General features: G+C 54.1%; 16 protein-coding genes and 2 pseudogenes. 10 read left to right on the top strand and 8 right to left on the bottom strand.

Features of this window, described 5'->3' with window-relative positions; genetic code table 11:
- Nucleotides 1–128 precede the first annotated feature (128 nt).
- A complete protein-coding gene (locus AOG28_RS07630) occupies nt 129–974 on the top strand; it encodes an enoyl-CoA hydratase/isomerase family protein (protein ID WP_054555933.1) in 846 nt (281 codons plus the stop codon).
- A 93-nt stretch (nt 975–1,067) separates the two neighbouring features.
- Entirely contained in the window at nt 1,068–1,310 is a 243-nt protein-coding gene (locus AOG28_RS07625) for a YdcH family protein (protein WP_054555932.1), read from the top strand.
- 88 nt (nt 1,311–1,398) lie between these two features.
- On the opposite strand, the gene AOG28_RS07620 is transcribed toward AOG28_RS07625, so the two are convergent.
- Together AOG28_RS07620 and AOG28_RS07615 are read right to left on the bottom strand one after the other, a co-directional pair.
- Nucleotides 1,399–2,178 (bottom strand): NYN domain-containing protein, encoded by a 780-nt coding sequence (locus tag AOG28_RS07620; protein WP_054556118.1) that lies wholly within the window; start codon nt 2,176–2,178, stop codon nt 1,399–1,401.
- A gap of 111 nt (nt 2,179–2,289) precedes the next feature.
- On the bottom strand, nt 2,290–3,168 hold the full coding sequence (locus AOG28_RS07615) for a LysR family transcriptional regulator (RefSeq protein ID WP_054555931.1): 879 nt from the start codon (nt 3,166–3,168) through the stop codon (nt 2,290–2,292).
- 143 nt (nt 3,169–3,311) lie between these two features.
- On the opposite strand from AOG28_RS07615, the gene AOG28_RS07610 reads away from it, so the two are divergent.
- From AOG28_RS07610 to AOG28_RS07590, 6 genes are all read left to right on the top strand, one after another.
- Nucleotides 3,312–4,511 carry an oxidoreductase gene (locus tag AOG28_RS07610; protein WP_054555930.1) on the top strand — a complete coding sequence of 400 codons (1,200 nt, stop codon included), beginning with the start codon at nt 3,312–3,314 and terminating at the stop codon, nt 4,509–4,511.
- A 420-nt stretch (nt 4,512–4,931) separates the two neighbouring features.
- A complete protein-coding gene (locus AOG28_RS07605) occupies nt 4,932–5,888 on the top strand; it encodes an MBL fold metallo-hydrolase (RefSeq protein ID WP_054555929.1) in 957 nt (318 codons plus the stop codon).
- Between the two features lies 1 nt (nt 5,889).
- Entirely contained in the window at nt 5,890–6,204 is a 315-nt protein-coding gene (locus tag AOG28_RS17715; RefSeq protein ID WP_082388484.1) for a hypothetical protein, read from the top strand.
- Entirely contained in the window at nt 6,192–7,049 is an 858-nt protein-coding gene (locus tag AOG28_RS07600; RefSeq protein ID WP_054555928.1) for a DUF692 domain-containing protein, read from the top strand. The genes AOG28_RS17715 and AOG28_RS07600 overlap by 13 nt, the downstream gene beginning before the upstream one ends.
- Nucleotides 7,021–7,752 carry a DUF2063 domain-containing protein gene (locus AOG28_RS07595; RefSeq protein ID WP_054555927.1) on the top strand — a complete coding sequence of 244 codons (732 nt, stop codon included), beginning with the start codon at nt 7,021–7,023 and terminating at the stop codon, nt 7,750–7,752. Before AOG28_RS07600 ends, AOG28_RS07595 begins: the two co-directional genes overlap by 29 nt.
- Complete coding sequence (locus tag AOG28_RS07590; RefSeq protein ID WP_054555926.1) at nt 7,749–8,330, top strand: HvfX family Cu-binding RiPP maturation protein; 582 nt, start codon at nt 7,749–7,751, stop codon at nt 8,328–8,330. Before AOG28_RS07595 ends, AOG28_RS07590 begins: the two co-directional genes overlap by 4 nt.
- 117 nt (nt 8,331–8,447) lie before the next feature.
- Here AOG28_RS07590 and AOG28_RS07585 read toward each other — a convergent pair whose 3' ends face one another.
- Together AOG28_RS07585 and arfA are read right to left on the bottom strand one after the other, a co-directional pair.
- On the bottom strand, nt 8,448–9,350 hold the full coding sequence (locus AOG28_RS07585; protein ID WP_054555925.1) for a LysR family transcriptional regulator: 903 nt from the start codon (nt 9,348–9,350) through the stop codon (nt 8,448–8,450).
- Nucleotides 9,351–9,681: 331 nt separating this feature from the next.
- Entirely contained in the window at nt 9,682–9,861 is a 180-nt protein-coding gene (arfA, locus tag AOG28_RS07580) for an alternative ribosome rescue factor ArfA (protein ID WP_054555924.1), read from the bottom strand.
- 725 nt (nt 9,862–10,586) lie between these two features.
- Between arfA and AOG28_RS18425 the strand changes: the two are divergent.
- Nucleotides 10,587–10,916: pseudogene (locus tag AOG28_RS18425) on the top strand (hypothetical protein); the annotation flags it as partial.
- A gap of 105 nt (nt 10,917–11,021) precedes the next feature.
- On the opposite strand, the pseudogene AOG28_RS18675 reads toward AOG28_RS18425, so the two are convergent.
- Together AOG28_RS18675 and AOG28_RS07570 are read right to left on the bottom strand one after the other, a co-directional pair.
- A pseudogene (locus AOG28_RS18675) lies at nt 11,022–11,363 on the bottom strand (carbohydrate ABC transporter permease); the annotation flags it as partial.
- Between the two features lie 262 nt (nt 11,364–11,625).
- Nucleotides 11,626–12,843, bottom strand: coding sequence for an ABC transporter ATP-binding protein (locus AOG28_RS07570; protein ID WP_054555922.1), 1,218 nt, complete (start codon nt 12,841–12,843; stop codon nt 11,626–11,628).
- Nucleotides 12,844–12,969: 126 nt separating this feature from the next.
- On the opposite strand from AOG28_RS07570, the gene AOG28_RS07565 reads away from it, so the two are divergent.
- The gene (locus tag AOG28_RS07565) at nt 12,970–13,980 is read left to right on the top strand and encodes a LacI family DNA-binding transcriptional regulator (protein WP_054555921.1); all 1,011 of its coding nucleotides are present in this window, start codon (nt 12,970–12,972) and stop codon (nt 13,978–13,980) included.
- A gap of 103 nt (nt 13,981–14,083) precedes the next feature.
- Here AOG28_RS07565 and AOG28_RS18420 read toward each other — a convergent pair whose 3' ends face one another.
- Together AOG28_RS18420 and AOG28_RS07560 are read right to left on the bottom strand one after the other, a co-directional pair.
- Complete coding sequence (locus AOG28_RS18420; protein WP_160317858.1) at nt 14,084–14,251, bottom strand: hypothetical protein; 168 nt, start codon at nt 14,249–14,251, stop codon at nt 14,084–14,086.
- Between the two features lie 150 nt (nt 14,252–14,401).
- Nucleotides 14,402–15,727: an ammonium transporter gene (locus AOG28_RS07560; RefSeq protein WP_442854948.1), complete on the bottom strand. Its 1,326-nt coding sequence runs from the start codon at nt 15,725–15,727 to the stop codon at nt 14,402–14,404.
- Nucleotides 15,728–15,755 lie beyond the last annotated feature (28 nt).

Genomic DNA, 15,755 nt, shown 5'->3' with positions numbered 1-15,755 from the left:
CCTCTTGCGACCCCCTACTCTCAATCAATCGAATAATTTCTTTCTTCCAATCTCTCGGTAATCAATCCCCGGACTCGGTGCTAACGTTAATCACACACGACGGGCAGCGAACGAACCGAGATAACATAATGATATACAAGAAATTTACGACGTTCCGCTCTGAACAGAAAGGCGCCATTCTGTATGTGACCTTCGATTATCCGCCGGTCAATATTCAGGACATTCCCATGCTGGCCGACCTGACCATGCTGTCGCAGAAGCTCGAGCGTGACAGCGACACCAAGGTGGTGGTCTTCCAGTCAGCCCATCCCGAGATCTTTGTCGCGCATGCCGACGTGGACTTCCTCAAGGACATGTCGACTCATGCGGTCCACCAGGGTGAGGTCAAGCTGCTGGACCTGCAGGTGGTCCTCGAGCGCGTAAGCCGCCTGCCCCAGGCGACCATCGCCAAGATTGAAGGTTTTGCCCGCGGCGGTGGTCACGAATTTGCCCTGGCCTGTGACATGCGATTCGCCGCACGTGGCAAGGCCCGTTTCATGCAGATGGAAGTCGCGATGGGCATTCTGCCCTGCGGGGGTGGTGCCTCACGCATGGCACGTCAGGCAGGCCTCGGCCGAGCGCTGGAGATCATCCTCAGCGCCAAGGACTTCGATGCCGATCAGGCCGCCAAATACGGCACCATCAATCGTGCGCTGGACCCGCAGGAGATCGGCCCCTTCGTCGACTCGCTGGCCGAGCGAATCTCCTTGTGGCCATCAGCCGCCATCAATGCCTGCAAACAGGCCGTCTACGCCTCCATCGACAAGCCCATCGAAGACGCCTTGAAGGAAGAGGCCTATTGGCTCTATCAGGCCACCAGCCAGACCGCCGCCATCAAGCGCTTCCAGAATGCCTATGACAGCGATGTCGAAAACGACATGACCGCCCAGCGCAACTGGGACCAGATCGTGATCGACGTCCAGTCCATCGTTTGAGAATACGTCCTGCAACGTAAGCAAGGATGCCCTTTAAGGGAGTGGCGACACTCCCTCTTTTTGGATTCTCCCACCCTATTTCGGAGCCACACCATGCATATCGATGACCACTCCCTGTGCAACGACTTCCCTCAGCAACGTGAACTCATTCTGCGCCTGATCAATGGCAATGAAGAGTTTGCCCGCATCGCGGAAGCCTATACCCGTATCGATATCGAGATTCACGCCCTGGAAGTCGATGAATCGCCGATCGGCGATGACTCCATGCACCAGCTCAAGCACCAGCGCAGCCTGCTCAAGGATGGTCTGTACGAGCGAATGATGGCGGCTGAGTAAAGCGACGACTGCGCATTATCTGGAAATAGCGGCCGATTATTATCCATCGGCTTGTGTGACTGACTACCTCTATCATTAGATTGCCTGATCAGCTGACCTTTGCAGGCTGGCTACTCTTTTTTCGGATATAGAAATGCATACTTCCCCCTTTAACAGGCCTACGGCATACATCCAGATAATCCAGTTTCTGAATCATCGCTCCAAGCTTGCTGGCACCATGATCAGACGGTTTCAAGTCGGGCATCTTCTTCTTTAGATATCCACCAACTGCTGACAAAGGAGCCCAACCATCAACTTGTTGCAGTTCATTCACCGCATTCAAGATATGCGACCTCAACTGCCTCTGCGCCTTGGTCGGCTTGACGAGGGTTACCGGCTCAGCAGCCGGCTTGCTGACTGGCATGGCCGGGACAGGCTTCTCAGCCACCTTGCGCAGTCCTTCGCTGTAGATGAACTTGTCGCAGGCAGACATGAATGGCTGAGGTGTCTTGTCTTCACCGAAGCCATACACCAGCATGCCGCTCTCTCTCAAACGAGCCGCCAGCCGTGTAAAGTCGCTGTCCGAGGAGATGAGGCAGAACCCCTCCACGTTCCCCGAGTACAGCAAGTCCATGGCATCGATGATCAACGCAGAGTCAGTTGCATTCTTGCCCTGGGTATAGCTGAACTGCTGAACCGGATGAATGGCATGACGCAGAAGATGCTCTTTCCATGGCGCAAGATTCGGCGTCGTCCAGTCTCCGTAAGCCCGCTTGATGGTGCTGACCCCCAGTTTTGAAATCTCTGCCAGCAGCGCTTCGCAGATAGCAGCCTGCGCATTGTCAGCATCAATAAGTACCGCCAATCTATTGCGCCCAATCTGTGACATGTATCGCTCCATGATGTACGCCACTGAAATCCTATTATCTCTCCTTGGGATAATATGTCATGTAATGACCCTGATGATCACCAGATAAGTCATACCCTTGGCAAACGCCTCCTAGCCGGTTTCAAATCCCTCTATCAAGGCATCCATCAGCACCCTCACTCGCCGAGGAAGAATCTGCGTCTCCGGCCGGACGATGTAGATGCTGGTATCTGCGCCGTCCCCACGTATGTCTTCCAGCAGCGGGATCAAGCGTCCAGAAGCCAGGTCATCGGCGATCAGGTAGTGCGGCAGACAGGCAATGCCGCGGCTGCCCAGGCAGGCGGCGTGCAGGGTTTCCAGGGAATTGGAGAGAAAGCCGCAACGCATGTCGGGCAGTGACTTGAGCCCCCAGGCATTGAAGCCGCCTGGGAGATTCAGGATCAGGCTGACATGCTCCGCCAGATCCGGCACTGAGCGCGGCGTGCCGTGGCTTGCCAGATAGTCCGGTGATGCACAGATGACGCGATGGTTGGTGGCCAACCGCCTGGCGATCAGGCCGAGCTCAGGCTGTGCGGTGCTGCGTATCGCCAGATCCATCCCTTCATGGACCAGGTCGAGCACCGCGTCCGACAGCGTCAGGTCCACGATCACCTCGGGATAGCGCTCCATGAAGCGCAACAGCAGGGGCATCACCTGCAGCTTGCCCAAGGCATTGGAACACGAGAGGCGAATTCGCCCCTTGAGCGCGCCGCTGCCTTCGGCAATCTCCTGCTCCACATTGCGCAGGCGCTCCTGCAACTCGCGAGTCTCCAGGGCATAGAGCTGTCCTGCTTCACTCAAGCGCATCTGCCGAGTGGAGCGAATCAACAGCTGGGCACCAAGGCGCTGTTCCAGCTGCGCGATGCGCTTGCTGATCGCGGAGTGGGTAATGCCAAGCTGGCGCGCCGCCCCGGTGAAGGTGCCGGCGTCGACGACGGCGTGAAAGATGTCGAGGTCCGTATGCGTTTTCATATGTTCCATTTGCTCACGGATACTGTGCGCGCACAACGGATTATCACCGTCCGCAAGGCATGTCACCCTGTCATCAGTTCCTGAAATGACAGATTCAGTGCCACATTTTTTACTGAACCCGCACCAAGAGAGACATCGCCACCATGACAGACCAGCCGACAGCCTCCGCCCTGTTCACCCCTTTCACGTTGCCAAGCGGCCGGGTGCTCGCCAGCCGAATCGTCAAGGCTGCGATGTCGGATTCTCTCGGCGATGGCACGGGGCACCCCAGTGAGGCACAGCTGCGCCTTTACGAGCGCTGGGCAGAGGGTGGCGTGGCGGCGTCACTGGTCGGTGAGGTACAGCCTGACCACCACCATGCCGAGAAACCGGGCAATCTGGTGCTCAACGCGCAGTCGGATCTCGCGGCCTTCACGCAACTGGCCCAGCGCGGTCAACAGCACGGTGCAGACCTCTGGCTGCAACTCGGCCACGCCGGTGCGATGGCCTACCCACCGACCAGCACGGCGCACGGCCCCAGTGCCCTGGATATTCCCGGGCTACGTTGCGAGGCCATGAGCCTGGAGGCCATCAAGGCACTGCCTGCTGCCATGGCAACGACGGCTCGCCTGGCGCGTGAAGCCGGATTTGGCGGGGTACAGGTACATGCGGCGCACGGCTTCCTGCTCAGCCAGTTTCTGTCTCCCCTCTTCAACCAGCGCACGGATGACTACGGCGGCGGCCTCGACAACCGCATGCGGCTGATGCGTGAGGTGATCATTGCCGTGCGTGAGGCCGTAGGCCACGACTACCCGGTCATGGTGAAACTCAACTCCAGCGACCAACTGCAAGGCGGTTTCGAGGAAGCCGAAGCGCTGCAGGTAATAGAGGCACTCGATGAGCTACCCATCGATCTGATCGATATCAGTGGCGGTACTTACTTCCCCGGCGCCAGCTCGGCCTCCGACGCCAGCGCCAATGGCCCTTACTTCGTCGAGTTTGCCAAGCGCGCACGCGCCGTGACCACCCTGCCTCTGATGGCGACCGGTGGCTTCAAGACGTTTGCCCAGGCCGAAGCTGCAGTGAGTGAAGGCGCTGTCGACTTCGTCGGTCTGGCACGCCCGCTGGCACTCAATCCGGGACTGTCCAACTTGTGGCAAGCAGGAGAATGCCCGGAACCGGAATTCCCGCGCTTCTCTGCTCCCCCCGAGGGCGGTGTCACGGCCTGGTACACCATGCGACTGACGCAATTGGGCGAAGACCGCGACCACGAGTCCTTGAGTGATCTGGAAGACATCCTGGCCAAGTATGAGGCACGTGACGCCGCACGCGCTGACATCTGGAATGCACACTTCGCTGACTGATCCATGACATCTTGAATCGGCAGATTCGACGGTGCCGACTCCCCGGATGCTATATAGACAGACATATCAACGTAGCGCACAGAACTCACCATCCGGATCCTATCCACACGAACAAGTCTCCAGATGCGTCACAAGTGGTGAGGCGCATCTGGAGTAGAGCGATTAGCTGCTTCTCCCCCGTCACGTCGACACTATCTTTCGTCTATATTCGCGCGATGGTAAGCGTCATTTTGCCCGCTTATCCACCTCATGCCTGCTCTATCAACCAGCACCCTGCCCCCATCCGCTTGAAACGTAAAGCTTTCATTAACCCTCGGTTCAATAATTCTACATTTTATTTATCGTTCCTGATGTCCATATTGGGCTTACAGAATCAGCATGAATAAGCGAAGGCATTTATTGAATCAGGACAGGAAGCTCATGAATAAAGCAATTCAGAAAATTTCCTTGGCAATGGCTGTCTCGTGCGTTATCGGGATAAGTTCTCCTGTATGGGCTGCAGCCACACAGTGTGATGACAAGGAATTCACACTACAGATCCTGGGAAGTGGCGGACCGATTTCAGATGATATGAGAGCTTCCTCTGGAGAACTTGTCTGGTGGAAAGGAAAGCCAAAAATCTTGATTGATGCCGGAGGGGGTGTCTTTCTGAGATTTGGTCAGTCAGGGGCACACTTGGAAGATGTTGATTTTATCGGCATCACTCACCTGCACACAGATCACACCTCTGATCTAGCTGCCATCCTCAAGAACAGTGTCTTCTTTACAGATAACAAGGAAATTACTATCAGCGGCCCGCTGGCAAGCCAGTACTTCCCCAGTTTGACACAGTTCATGCAACGAATGTTCAGCTCGGAAAAAGGAGCTTACGCTTATCTTTCAGGAATCTTTACGGGTAACGAAGATATCAAGCTGAAAATAAATCCAGAAAATGTCGACTACAAAAGTACTCAACCGATAATAGTCTACAACAAGGATGGTTTGAAAATTTCAGCATTGGGAATCCCTCATGGTGATGTCCCGACTCTTGCCTATCGCATCGATACTCCTGAAGGAACACTCGTCATCTCTGCCGATCAGAATGGCAGCAACAAGCATTTCATCGACTTTGCCAAGGGAGCAGATACGTTAGTCCTTCCAGTGGCACTGACAGAAGATGCCGGTGAGCATTCCAGATTCATGCACGGCTCCCCCTCTGCGATGGGCAAGCTGGCTGCGGCTATCAAGCCCAACGTCGTGATATTGAATCACTTCATGGGTAAAAGCCTGCTCGAACAAGACCAAGTGATCAAGGACTTCAAGAAATACTACTCAGGCACCGTTTATGCGAGCCGAGATCTCTCATGCTTCCCCATCACTGAAAAAGAAGGAAAATGACATGAATTCCAACGTCTTATTATCCATCGCGCTGGTCTCTGCCGTCAGCACTGCCTCAGTTTCAGCAAACACCACCGATACCACCACTCAGACACCAGAGAAGGTAGTAAAAAAAGAAAAGACGCACGGTGGGAAGTGTGCGAGCGGAAAATGCGGTACCGAGAAGATCTATGGGAAGGCAAATGTCAGCCAGGACCCACAGGGCAAACTGGTAAGAGCACGCGATGGAAAATGCGGCACTGATGGCAAAGGTGTCAATGAAACAACGAAAGCGACAAACGACTCAAAATGTGTAGGTGGCGTATGCGGGCAATAAAACCTGAAGCGTTGGGGATAGGCCTCCGCGCAGAACACCTCACTGACCTCAACCATCCCCGGCATGTCGACCAGATTGATTTCCTCGAACTGGCGCCAGAAAACTGGATGAACATGGGGGGTGCCAAAAGAGAACAACTTGATGGTTTAGCCGGGACTTACCCACTCATCGCCCATGGTTTGAGTCTTTCCATTGGGGATACTACCCCACTCAACATGAAGCACATCAAGAATGTAAAAGAATTTATTGAACACTATGATATCGATATCTATAGCGAGCACCTCAGTTTCTCGCATGACGCCAAAGGTTATATATATGATTTATTGCCCATACCCCGACGCAATGAAAACATCCTGTATTTGGCTGACAGGATCAAGACTGTCCAGGATATTCTAGGGCGACCACTAGTGCTGGAAAATATCACCTATTATCATCAATACCCGCACGAGATGCCAGAACAGGAATTCATTGCATCATTGATAGAAACTTCGGGATGTCACCTATTGCTTGACATCAATAACTTATACATCAACAGCCAAAACCATCATTATGATCCTATCGCGTTCATGGCTGACATCCCAAAAGACGCAATCGATTACTACCATATCGCTGGTCATGCGACACAGGGAAGTGAGTTGATTATTGATACTCATGGTCACCCCGTCTGTCCGCACGTCATGACACTGGGGAAAGACATCATTACGAGCCATGGAAGAAAGCCTGTTCTGCTTGAGAGAGATAATGACATTCCTTCTCTTCCAACATTATGTGCCGAACTTGAATTGCTGTCGAAAGAATTCCTGCAAGGAGTCAGAAATGAATCCGCCGATAGTATTGCAGTCTGAGGTCATGGCGATGACAGTCGCAATACGATCTGCGACCAATGACTCGGACACTCCCGGCATTCATCACTATCGACAATGTATACGTGGGAATATTCTCGATGTCTTGGGTACCACCTATGCCTCTACATGTCACTACTTTTCTGACTTGGAAGTAAAGAGGCTGATTGATGACTTCATGGAGAATCATTCAGCGGCGGCACCAGAGTTTCATCACATTGCCACAGAGCTTCTCATGTACGTGACCGATGAGCAGTGGCTTCCGCCACTGATATTGAAGGTGATGGAGTATGAATGGCTGCTACTGATGATAGAGATCGATCCTGGATGTATCGCCAAGAATACACCTCTCAGTAAAAAACAGATACAGGATAATCTTCGGATCATACCTAATCCAACATTATATTGCATACAGTTACCTTTTACCTTGCCACTGGGAGACATTGAAGCTAACTCTGACACCACGGAAATCCTCCCAAGATATTACTACATGATATGCCGAAACAATGAGCATGACATTATCTACAAGGAACTGAATGAGATAGATCGAGAGCTCATGCCATTGCTTGCTCAATCAAAAGGCATGGACTGGGAAGAAATTCATTTACGACATGCTCTGCACGTATCAGAAACAGAGCTCATCAACTGGCTATACCAGACTCACAATATGCAGTTCATCATGAACAATCATCAGGAGGTAGTATGATCGCGACAACCCAACGATGGTATTTTGATATCATTGAAAAGTGCATGAGATTTGATTTCATTGCCCTGCTCGCCATACGGCTCTATCTTCTGCCTGTGCTTTATGAAGGAGCACAATCCAAAGTACTGGGTTTCTCGAATACTGTGGCCTGGTTTGCAGCATCTCATGCGCAGGGCGGTCTGGACCTGCCCTTTCCTACCTTGCTTGCATTTCTGGCAACATCGACTGAAGTTGTTGGTTTGATACTGATTGCACTCGGCTTGTTTACTCGCCTGATTGCAATTCCCATGATCGTTGTCATGAGTGTTGCCAGCATGATGGTCCATTGGTCACACGGTTGGCTGGCCATTGCGAGCAACAATATGGAATCAGCACAAAGAATGAGCTCATTCATTCATTGGCTGTCAACCAACTTCCCGGGCCGATATAATTATATTACGGAATTGGGTGACCCAGTGATATTGAACAATGGGATTGAATTCAGTACAACCTATTTCATTATGTTGTTGATACTATTTTTCTATGGTGGCGGACGTTATATCAGTTGTGACTATTGGCTAAAGAAAAAGTTCGGCTGATACCAATACGCCTGTCGTGTCTTGACAGGCGTTATCATACTATATTTTCCAACTCTACTGTCATTGACATGATAAAGATGGATATACTACAATAGCCATCGTCATGAACAGCACTTGTCACCCTGTCTTCCACAATGCCTCTTTATCGAATCCCAAGCAATAATCAAGAAACAATTTCATCAACGGACTACAATATTTATCCTTATGCAATATCAAGCTGAACCCACGATACATTTCAATTCCCGTAGGAATTTCCTTCAATCGGCCATCCTGCAGCGCACGGTATGCTTCAAGCTCTGAGACACATGTAATACCAAGACCGACCGCAGCAGCATTGATGATTGCCTCTGCTGAATTTATCTCAAGACCCAGTTTCCATTGAGGTAGGTGAGGTGCGACAAACCTTATGAACTGCTCCCGAGTTCCGGAGCCCTGCTCTCTCAGTAACCAGGGATAATTCGTCAACTCTTCTATTGCCACATGGGTTCTATGCGCCAACGGATGGTCAGCGGCGACCGCAATCAACATCCGATCATGACACCAGGGCTTGATAGAAAAACGCTCATCTACAACACGCCCTTCGATCATTCCAATATCAAGATCAAATGCTTCCAGCGAACGACAGATACTTGTACTGTTGGCAATCGTGACCTGCTGATGTTCATGCCCAGAGATAGCCCGAAATTCACTCAACAACTTGGGTAATATCTGATGGCCGATCGTATAACTCGCACCTATGTGTAATACACCACTTATCTGTGCTTCATCAAACAGATGATCAATATCATGACTACGAGCCAGCAATTCATCCGCCAGAGGCAAAAGTTGCCGGCCGTAATCATTTAAATAAAGTCGATTACGATGACGATCGAACAATATTTGATCGTATTGTCGTTCCAATTCTCCTAACGCCATGCTGACAGCCGGCTTCGTCAGAAAAAGTCGTTTTGCCGCTGCCGTCAGTGTTCTCTCTCTAGCGACTGTCACGAATACTCGGAGCTGGCGAAATGTTACCGGCATACCATCTATCCTTATATGGCTTATTCATGAAACTTACAGCTTCCTTGCTATATCAACGATAATCAATATTTACGCTACAGACTTTATTGTCAACAATATGACAAGATAGATTAGTCGTAGCCACTCTCCCGAGGAACTTCGGAATATTGATTGAGGATCAAGATATCAATACTCATCTGCAACTCAGCGTTGCGAAAACATGCTGGCAATATAAAAAAGTGAGAACTGTTTAGGATAAACACGAGCGCCGCAGAGATGACTCAGCGGCGCTCGTATGTCCAACCATCTGTCAGATCAAGCTCAATGCTGGTGGCAGGGCAACAAGGCTTCTTCAAGCAGCGTGATACACCCTGACTGAAGGAGCCTCACTGCCCCCCTTGCTCCCTTGCTGCTTGCCGTTGCGCTGATAGCTACCTTTGCCCTTGCGCGCTTTTACCACCCGCTGCTTGAACATCGGGGTTCGCAGTACCGCCTTGAGGGCGTTGTCTTGAACCTTGCGCTTGTGGGTCATCTGTTAATCTCCTTTCGCTATTACTGACCAAATCCAGTATACGCCATCACGATGTGCAGAGTGATGAAATCCTGCACTCATCGTCGTGCTGCTCTGTCTCGTCGACTCGCGGCTTGCCAACAATATAAGAGCCCTCAGCCCGGTCCTGACCACTTCATTTACCGGAGAAGGTACAACTCGTCTGACATGTCAGACTCTCGCCTCACGCTGCCTGGAGCACTAGACCATCTATGCATGAAATTCTCACGAAAGATCAGTCGCCTTGTCACAGACTTTCCATCTCCAATCTTGCGATATATCAACAGAAAAAATCAAAAAACCTCATCTACATATCAGCAAAAACATGATATAAAAAACCAATTAAAACAATAACTTATTTAAAAAATATACATCGCTTTATCGAGATAATTTCAGTTCATTAAACACCACTATTCGATGCGAATCAGGCAGGCAAAAAATATTATACTAAAGTCTATACCAGTCCTCATGTGCACATACTTCGCTTGCACCGTGCCAGTGCATGGGATTTGGGATACAACCTTATTTCTGCGAGGATAGCCCACATTCCGCGAGCAGAGTATGGCAATAAAAAGCCACAAAATGCTGTCTGTCTGCTCTGGAGAACCAGATTTCATTGCCATCAATGAAGAAAGGAAGCTTCCACTTCAACCCAAGAAAATGGGCAAAAATTCAATCTAATACATAAGGCAAAGCATGTCGTAAACATGACATTACGCAACACAGAAATCACCGAACAAGACACCTCATCACAGTCTCAACAGGAAATACCCATGACAAAACGCATTGCGATCATTGGCGCAGGGCCGAGTGGCCTGGTACAGCTACACGCCTTTCAATCTGCCGCTGACAAGGGTATCGACATTCCCGAGAAAGTCTGTTTTGAAAAGCAGAGCGACTGGGACGGCCTCTGGAACTACAGCTGGCGTACCGGTCTTGATCAGAACGGCGAACCCGTCCATGGCAGCATGTACCGCTATCTCTGGTCCAACGGCCCCAAGGAGTGTCTGGAATTCGCGGACTACTCCTTCGAGGAACACTTCGGCCACCCGATCGCCTCCTACCCGCCACGCGCGGTGGTCTTCGATTACATCAAGGGGCGGGTCGAAAAGGCCGGAGTGCGAGAAGCCGCGGGGTATTCCATCCATATCGGCAGCCTCATAGAGCGTGCGCGGCACCGCCGTCAGGCCGGCCATGAACAGCACCATGTTGAAACCCGCCTGATGCCAGATGCCGATCACGCACAGCGCCACCAGCGCCCAGTCTTCATCGCGCAACCAGCTACGTGGTTCGCCACCCAGCATCATCAAGAGCTGATTGATCAACCCGAATTCGGGATGCAGCAGGAATTCCCACACGATGGTCATCGCCACCAACGAGGCCATCACTGGCAGGAAGAACAGGGTGCGATAGATCGCCTTGCCTCGTGTACAGCCTTCAATCAACAGCGCCAGCAGAAGTCCCAGTCCCACCGCCCCGACCATCACCACCAGCACATAGACGGCGGTATTGCGCACCGCTTGCCAGAAGACGTCATCGGCTGCCAGCTGGCGATAATTGTCGACACCGACCCAGCCCATCGTCGGCATGCCCAGCTGCCAGTCGCTGAACGAAAGCAGCGTGATAGCCAGCAGCGGCCCGATCAATAACACCAGCATCAGCAGCATGGCCGGCCCGCTCAGCGCCAGCCCCCAGAGCGCTTCTGCTCTATCCCCCCAGTGACGACTCAGATAGCGCTGCAGTGCGTCAGGCAAAGCCATGCTTCACCTCCCCACCCATCAAGGTACTGAGACTCATGGCGCTGGAGGCTTGCGCAGAACTGTCATCCGCTTGCGGTTGATCGATACGCAGCCCCAGGTGGTCGAATATATGCAGTGCATCCGCCGCGATCCTGACACCCAGTGGCTGCCCGATTTTCAGCTCGCGGCCCTCCTGTGGCGTCGCCCGAATGCTTAGCACCTGGCCGTTCTCGCAGCTCAGCTGCACCAGAACCTCGGCTCCCAGGTTTTCCATGTAACTCACCTGCCCCTGCACATGTCCCTTGCCAGCAGGCACGCAGCTCAGTCCTTCCGGCCGCACGGCCAGTGTCACGCGAGTGCCTTTGGCCACCGGTAACCAGCAGCCCAGCGGCGCACTTTGCGTGATGTCACTCAGACACAGCCGTCCATCAAGCGCGACGGTGGCTTGCAGTTCATTGATCGCTGGTGTCCCGATGAAGCGCGCGACGCGAATATCAGCCGGACGCCGATACAGCTCATCCGGACTCGCGACCTGCACCAGCGCTCCCTCCATCAGCACCGCAACCCGGTCTGACATCGTCATGGCCTCGACCTGGTCGTGGGTGACATAGATGAAGGTGCTGCCCAGCGCGCGATGCATCTGCACCAGCTCCTGACGCATGCGTACCCGCAGGCTGGCATCCAGGTTCGATAGCGGCTCATCCATCAGGAAGGCGCGTGGCTTGCGCACCATCGCGCGACCCAATGCGACGCGCTGGCGCTGCCCCCCTGAAAGCTGGCCGGGCTTGCGCGATAGCAACGATGTGATCTGGAGATTCTCCGCAACTTGCAGGACCTGAGCACGAATCTCGCCTTCACGCCTTGAGGCCCCCGGCAGATGACGCCCGACTAGCGGCAATCGATGTAATCGATTACATCGCATACGAAGCGGCATGGCGATATTGTCGAAGACACTCAAGTGCGGGTAGAGCGCGTAGGACTGGAATACCATTGCCAGATCGCGTTCGGCAGGCTTGAGGTGCAATGCTGGCTCGCCATCGATGGTCATCTCGCCAGCACTATGTCGCTCGAGGCCCGCGATGGTGCGCAGCAAGGTAGACTTTCCGCAGCCGGACGCGCCTACCAGGCTGATGAATTCGCCGTCACGCACGCTCAGGTCGATGCCCTTGAGGATTCGCTGCTCCCCGTAGTGCTTCTCGAGCGCTTTCAATTCAATGGAGGCCATTGCCATCATCTCCGCAATAAAAAGAGGAATTGCGCACATGTAATCGATTACATAACATGGTTGTCATTATTGACGCGTAAAGTGACAGCCATGTGACGGTGAGATAACACTCAGGAAAAACATGACATGAAACGACGTGCGACCATTGCTCAAGTCGCCAAAGAGGCCGGTGTCTCCACTGCGACAGTCTCCCGACATCTCAATCAGACCGCACTGGTCAACGACGATACCGCTGAGCGGATCCGTGCTGCCATCGAGAAGCTGAGCTATATCCCGAGCTTCGTCGGCAAGTCGCTCAAGGAAAATCGCTCACGCACCATCGGCGTGGTCATCCCCAGCATCATTCCGCAGAGCTACTCCTGGGCGGTCGAGAGCCTGCAGCGTGCCTGTCGTGCGCGCGGCTATGCCGCGCTAGTGATGACGACGGCCTATGAGCCAGCCGATGAAAGGCTCGCCCTCGAGACACTGATCGCACGTGGTGTGGACGGGCTGGTCGTCAATCTCGGTTCTTCACACCTGGAGGAGCATCTGGCTCTGCTCGAGAGACTGGAAGTGCCCTTCGTGCTGCTATTCAATGAAGAGGAACACAGCCAGCATCCTTTCGTGGCAGCAGAAAACCGTCTTGCGATGCAACAGCTCGTCGAGCATGTGATTGCTCTTGGACATCAGCGCATCACACTTCTGGCTGGCGACTTCAAGGACGCCCAGCGCTATGCCTTGCGCGCGCAAGGCTACCGTGAAGCCATGACGGCGGCGGGGCTGGCGCAACACATCGACGTCAAGGAGCTCCCCCTGTCCCTCAATGGCAGCGAGGCCCTGGTCACAGAGCTTTTGAAGACACCGCAGCGTCCCAGCGTACTGCTGACGACACACAACTCCCTCGCCTTTCATGTGCTTGGACTTCTTCACCGCCATGGAATCCAGGTACCCGCCGAGATATCGCTTGCCACCTTCAATGGCCATGATATCGCGCAGATACTCTCCCCCACGCTGTGCTCCATCGAGCAACCCTTCGATGCCATGGGCAAGGCTGCCGTGGATATCGTGCTCGGCATGATCGAAGGCGAAAGCCGCGATATTCAGCAACGCTTCTCCTGCACGCTGCAAGGCGGCCAGAGCCTGGGCAACGGCCGCTGAAACGTCATGCATGACAACGGTGCTGTACGACGAAAAACGCCGCAGCGCTGAGCGCTGCGGCGTTTGATATGTCGTTGGCGAGCACCGCGTGCTCACCAGAGGGTCACGGCGTCTTCTTGCTCTCGAAGGACGCTTTCTCGTGGCGCAGGATGTTGGCGCTCAGCGCAACGCAGACGCCAGCGGCGACCAGCAGGCACACCGCCACGGCGCCAGAGTTGCTGAAGAAGAAGGCGTAGTTGCCAGCGTGTACCACAGTATCGACAGTTTCCATTGCAAGACTCCTTGCGAAAGCGGATATCGGTTGGGTCTACCAGTACTGCAATAACGGGGCCAGTCAGCGCTTATCTCGACATCATCTCGACAGACCGGCCCCTTCAGAAGGTGCGCCGGGGCTCAGCTACCAGGGCTCAGCTACCAGGACTCAGCTGATGTCCGGACGCTTGTCCATCGGCGCCGCGACCACCCCACCGGAACGTGCCGGCACGCTGGAGCTCGTCTCGGAGGACAGGCTTTCCGGGTAGGCCTTGGCCGGGACTTCGAACAGGTCCAGCCCCAGCACTTCGACATGCGGCGGCACGCGCAGCAGGTTGAACTTCTTGAGCAGATAGGCCACGCCCCAGCCCGGAATGAAGCCCGTCAGCGCCATCACCACCGCGCCGGTCAGCTGGCCGGTGAAGGAAACGTCCGGCACGCCTTCGCCGACATTCGGGAAGCCAGCCGCGAAGATACCCACCAGTACCACGCCGTAGAAGCCGCAGAAGCCATGCACCGCGAAGGCGCCGACGGAGTCATCCAGGCCACGCTTCTCGAGCAGTGCGCCGATCTTCGGCATCAGGGCGCCACCGGTGACCGCCAGCACGAAGGCCAGGCCCGGGTTGTAGAGATCCAGCCCCGCCGCGACGGTGATGATGCCGCCCAGCGCACCGGACATGGTCCAGAAGGGATCACGCGAGGACAGATAGGCACCGATCACACCGCCGCCGAAGCCCATCAGAGTATTGAAGGCGAAGGCAGAAAGGTTGGTGCGATTGCCGTAGATGGTGGTCCAGCCGATGTCACCGGTGTTGAAGATGATGCAGCCGCCGAGGAAGCCGAAGAAACCGACGATGATCAGCATCAGGCCGATCAGGGTCATCGGCATGTTGTGCGGCGCGATCACCTGCGGCTTGCCATCGTCACTGTACTTGCCGATGCGCGCGCCCAGATTGAGCAGCACGCCCAGCGCGAAGAAGCCGGCCACGGCGTGCACCACACCGGCGGCGCCGACATCGTGGTAGCCCAGCTTGTGCAGCATCCAGCCATCCGGATGCCAGCCCCAGGCGCCCGCCATGATCCAGACACCGGCACCGAGAATCACCGCCAGAATCAGGAAGGCCCCCAGGCGGATGCGTTCGATCACCGCCCCCGACAGGATGGAGCCGGTGGTCGCGCCGAACAGGGCAAAGGCGGCGAAGAAGATGCCGGTACCCATGTCATCAGCGTCCGGACGCATGCTCGCGCTCCACGGCAGAGCGGCGGACGCCTCGATGGGGATCAGCCCGTTGGGGAAGGCGTTGTAGATCCACCAGCCCACGAAGTAGAAGGCGGGGATGATCGAGGCCAGCGTCAGCACGTTCTTCATGCCGGATGCCAACGCATTCTTGGAACGCGAAGCACCGATCTCATAGGCCAGAAAGCCTGCATGGATCAGGAACATGATGGCGGTACACCACCAATAGAACACCTCGATGTTCATCGCCTGATGCATATTCAATATGCTTTGCAACGTCTTTTCA

This window comes from Cobetia sp. UCD-24C (genome assembly GCF_001306765.1).
In the GTDB taxonomy this organism is placed as follows: domain Bacteria; phylum Pseudomonadota; class Gammaproteobacteria; order Pseudomonadales; family Halomonadaceae; genus Cobetia; species Cobetia amphilecti.
The sequence above is the reverse complement of the archived record's forward strand: the minus strand, read 5'-3'. Positions and strand labels throughout refer to the sequence as shown.

What these genes read in the sequence shown, in the direction of transcription:
- AOG28_RS07620 (WP_054556118.1), bottom strand. Translation starts at nt 2,178, where the DNA reads ATGTCACAGATTGGGCGCAATAGATTGGCGGTACTTATTGATGCTGAC.
- AOG28_RS17715 (WP_082388484.1), top strand. Translation starts at nt 5,890, where the DNA reads ATGAATTCCAACGTCTTATTATCCATCGCGCTGGTCTCTGCCGTCAGC.
- arfA (WP_054555924.1), bottom strand. Translation starts at nt 9,861, where the DNA reads ATGACCCACAAGCGCAAGGTTCAAGACAACGCCCTCAAGGCGGTACTG.
- AOG28_RS07595 (WP_054555927.1), top strand. Translation starts at nt 7,021, where the DNA reads ATGAATCCGCCGATAGTATTGCAGTCTGAGGTCATGGCGATGACAGTC.
- AOG28_RS07585 (WP_054555925.1), bottom strand. Translation starts at nt 9,350, where the DNA reads ATGCCGGTAACATTTCGCCAGCTCCGAGTATTCGTGACAGTCGCTAGA.
- AOG28_RS07610 (WP_054555930.1), top strand. Translation starts at nt 3,312, where the DNA reads ATGACAGACCAGCCGACAGCCTCCGCCCTGTTCACCCCTTTCACGTTG.
- AOG28_RS07570 (WP_054555922.1), bottom strand. Translation starts at nt 12,843, where the DNA reads ATGGCCTCCATTGAATTGAAAGCGCTCGAGAAGCACTACGGGGAGCAG.
- AOG28_RS07605 (WP_054555929.1), top strand. Translation starts at nt 4,932, where the DNA reads ATGAATAAAGCAATTCAGAAAATTTCCTTGGCAATGGCTGTCTCGTGC.
- AOG28_RS07600 (WP_054555928.1), top strand. Translation starts at nt 6,192, where the DNA reads ATGCGGGCAATAAAACCTGAAGCGTTGGGGATAGGCCTCCGCGCAGAA.
- AOG28_RS07590 (WP_054555926.1), top strand. Translation starts at nt 7,749, where the DNA reads ATGATCGCGACAACCCAACGATGGTATTTTGATATCATTGAAAAGTGC.
- AOG28_RS07560 (WP_442854948.1), bottom strand. Translation starts at nt 15,727, where the DNA reads ATGCATCAGGCGATGAACATCGAGGTGTTCTATTGGTGGTGTACCGCC.
- AOG28_RS07630 (WP_054555933.1), top strand. Translation starts at nt 129, where the DNA reads ATGATATACAAGAAATTTACGACGTTCCGCTCTGAACAGAAAGGCGCC.
- AOG28_RS18420 (WP_160317858.1), bottom strand. Translation starts at nt 14,251, where the DNA reads ATGGAAACTGTCGATACTGTGGTACACGCTGGCAACTACGCCTTCTTC.
- AOG28_RS07625 (WP_054555932.1), top strand. Translation starts at nt 1,068, where the DNA reads ATGCATATCGATGACCACTCCCTGTGCAACGACTTCCCTCAGCAACGT.
- AOG28_RS07565 (WP_054555921.1), top strand. Translation starts at nt 12,970, where the DNA reads ATGAAACGACGTGCGACCATTGCTCAAGTCGCCAAAGAGGCCGGTGTC.
- AOG28_RS07615 (WP_054555931.1), bottom strand. Translation starts at nt 3,168, where the DNA reads ATGAAAACGCATACGGACCTCGACATCTTTCACGCCGTCGTCGACGCC.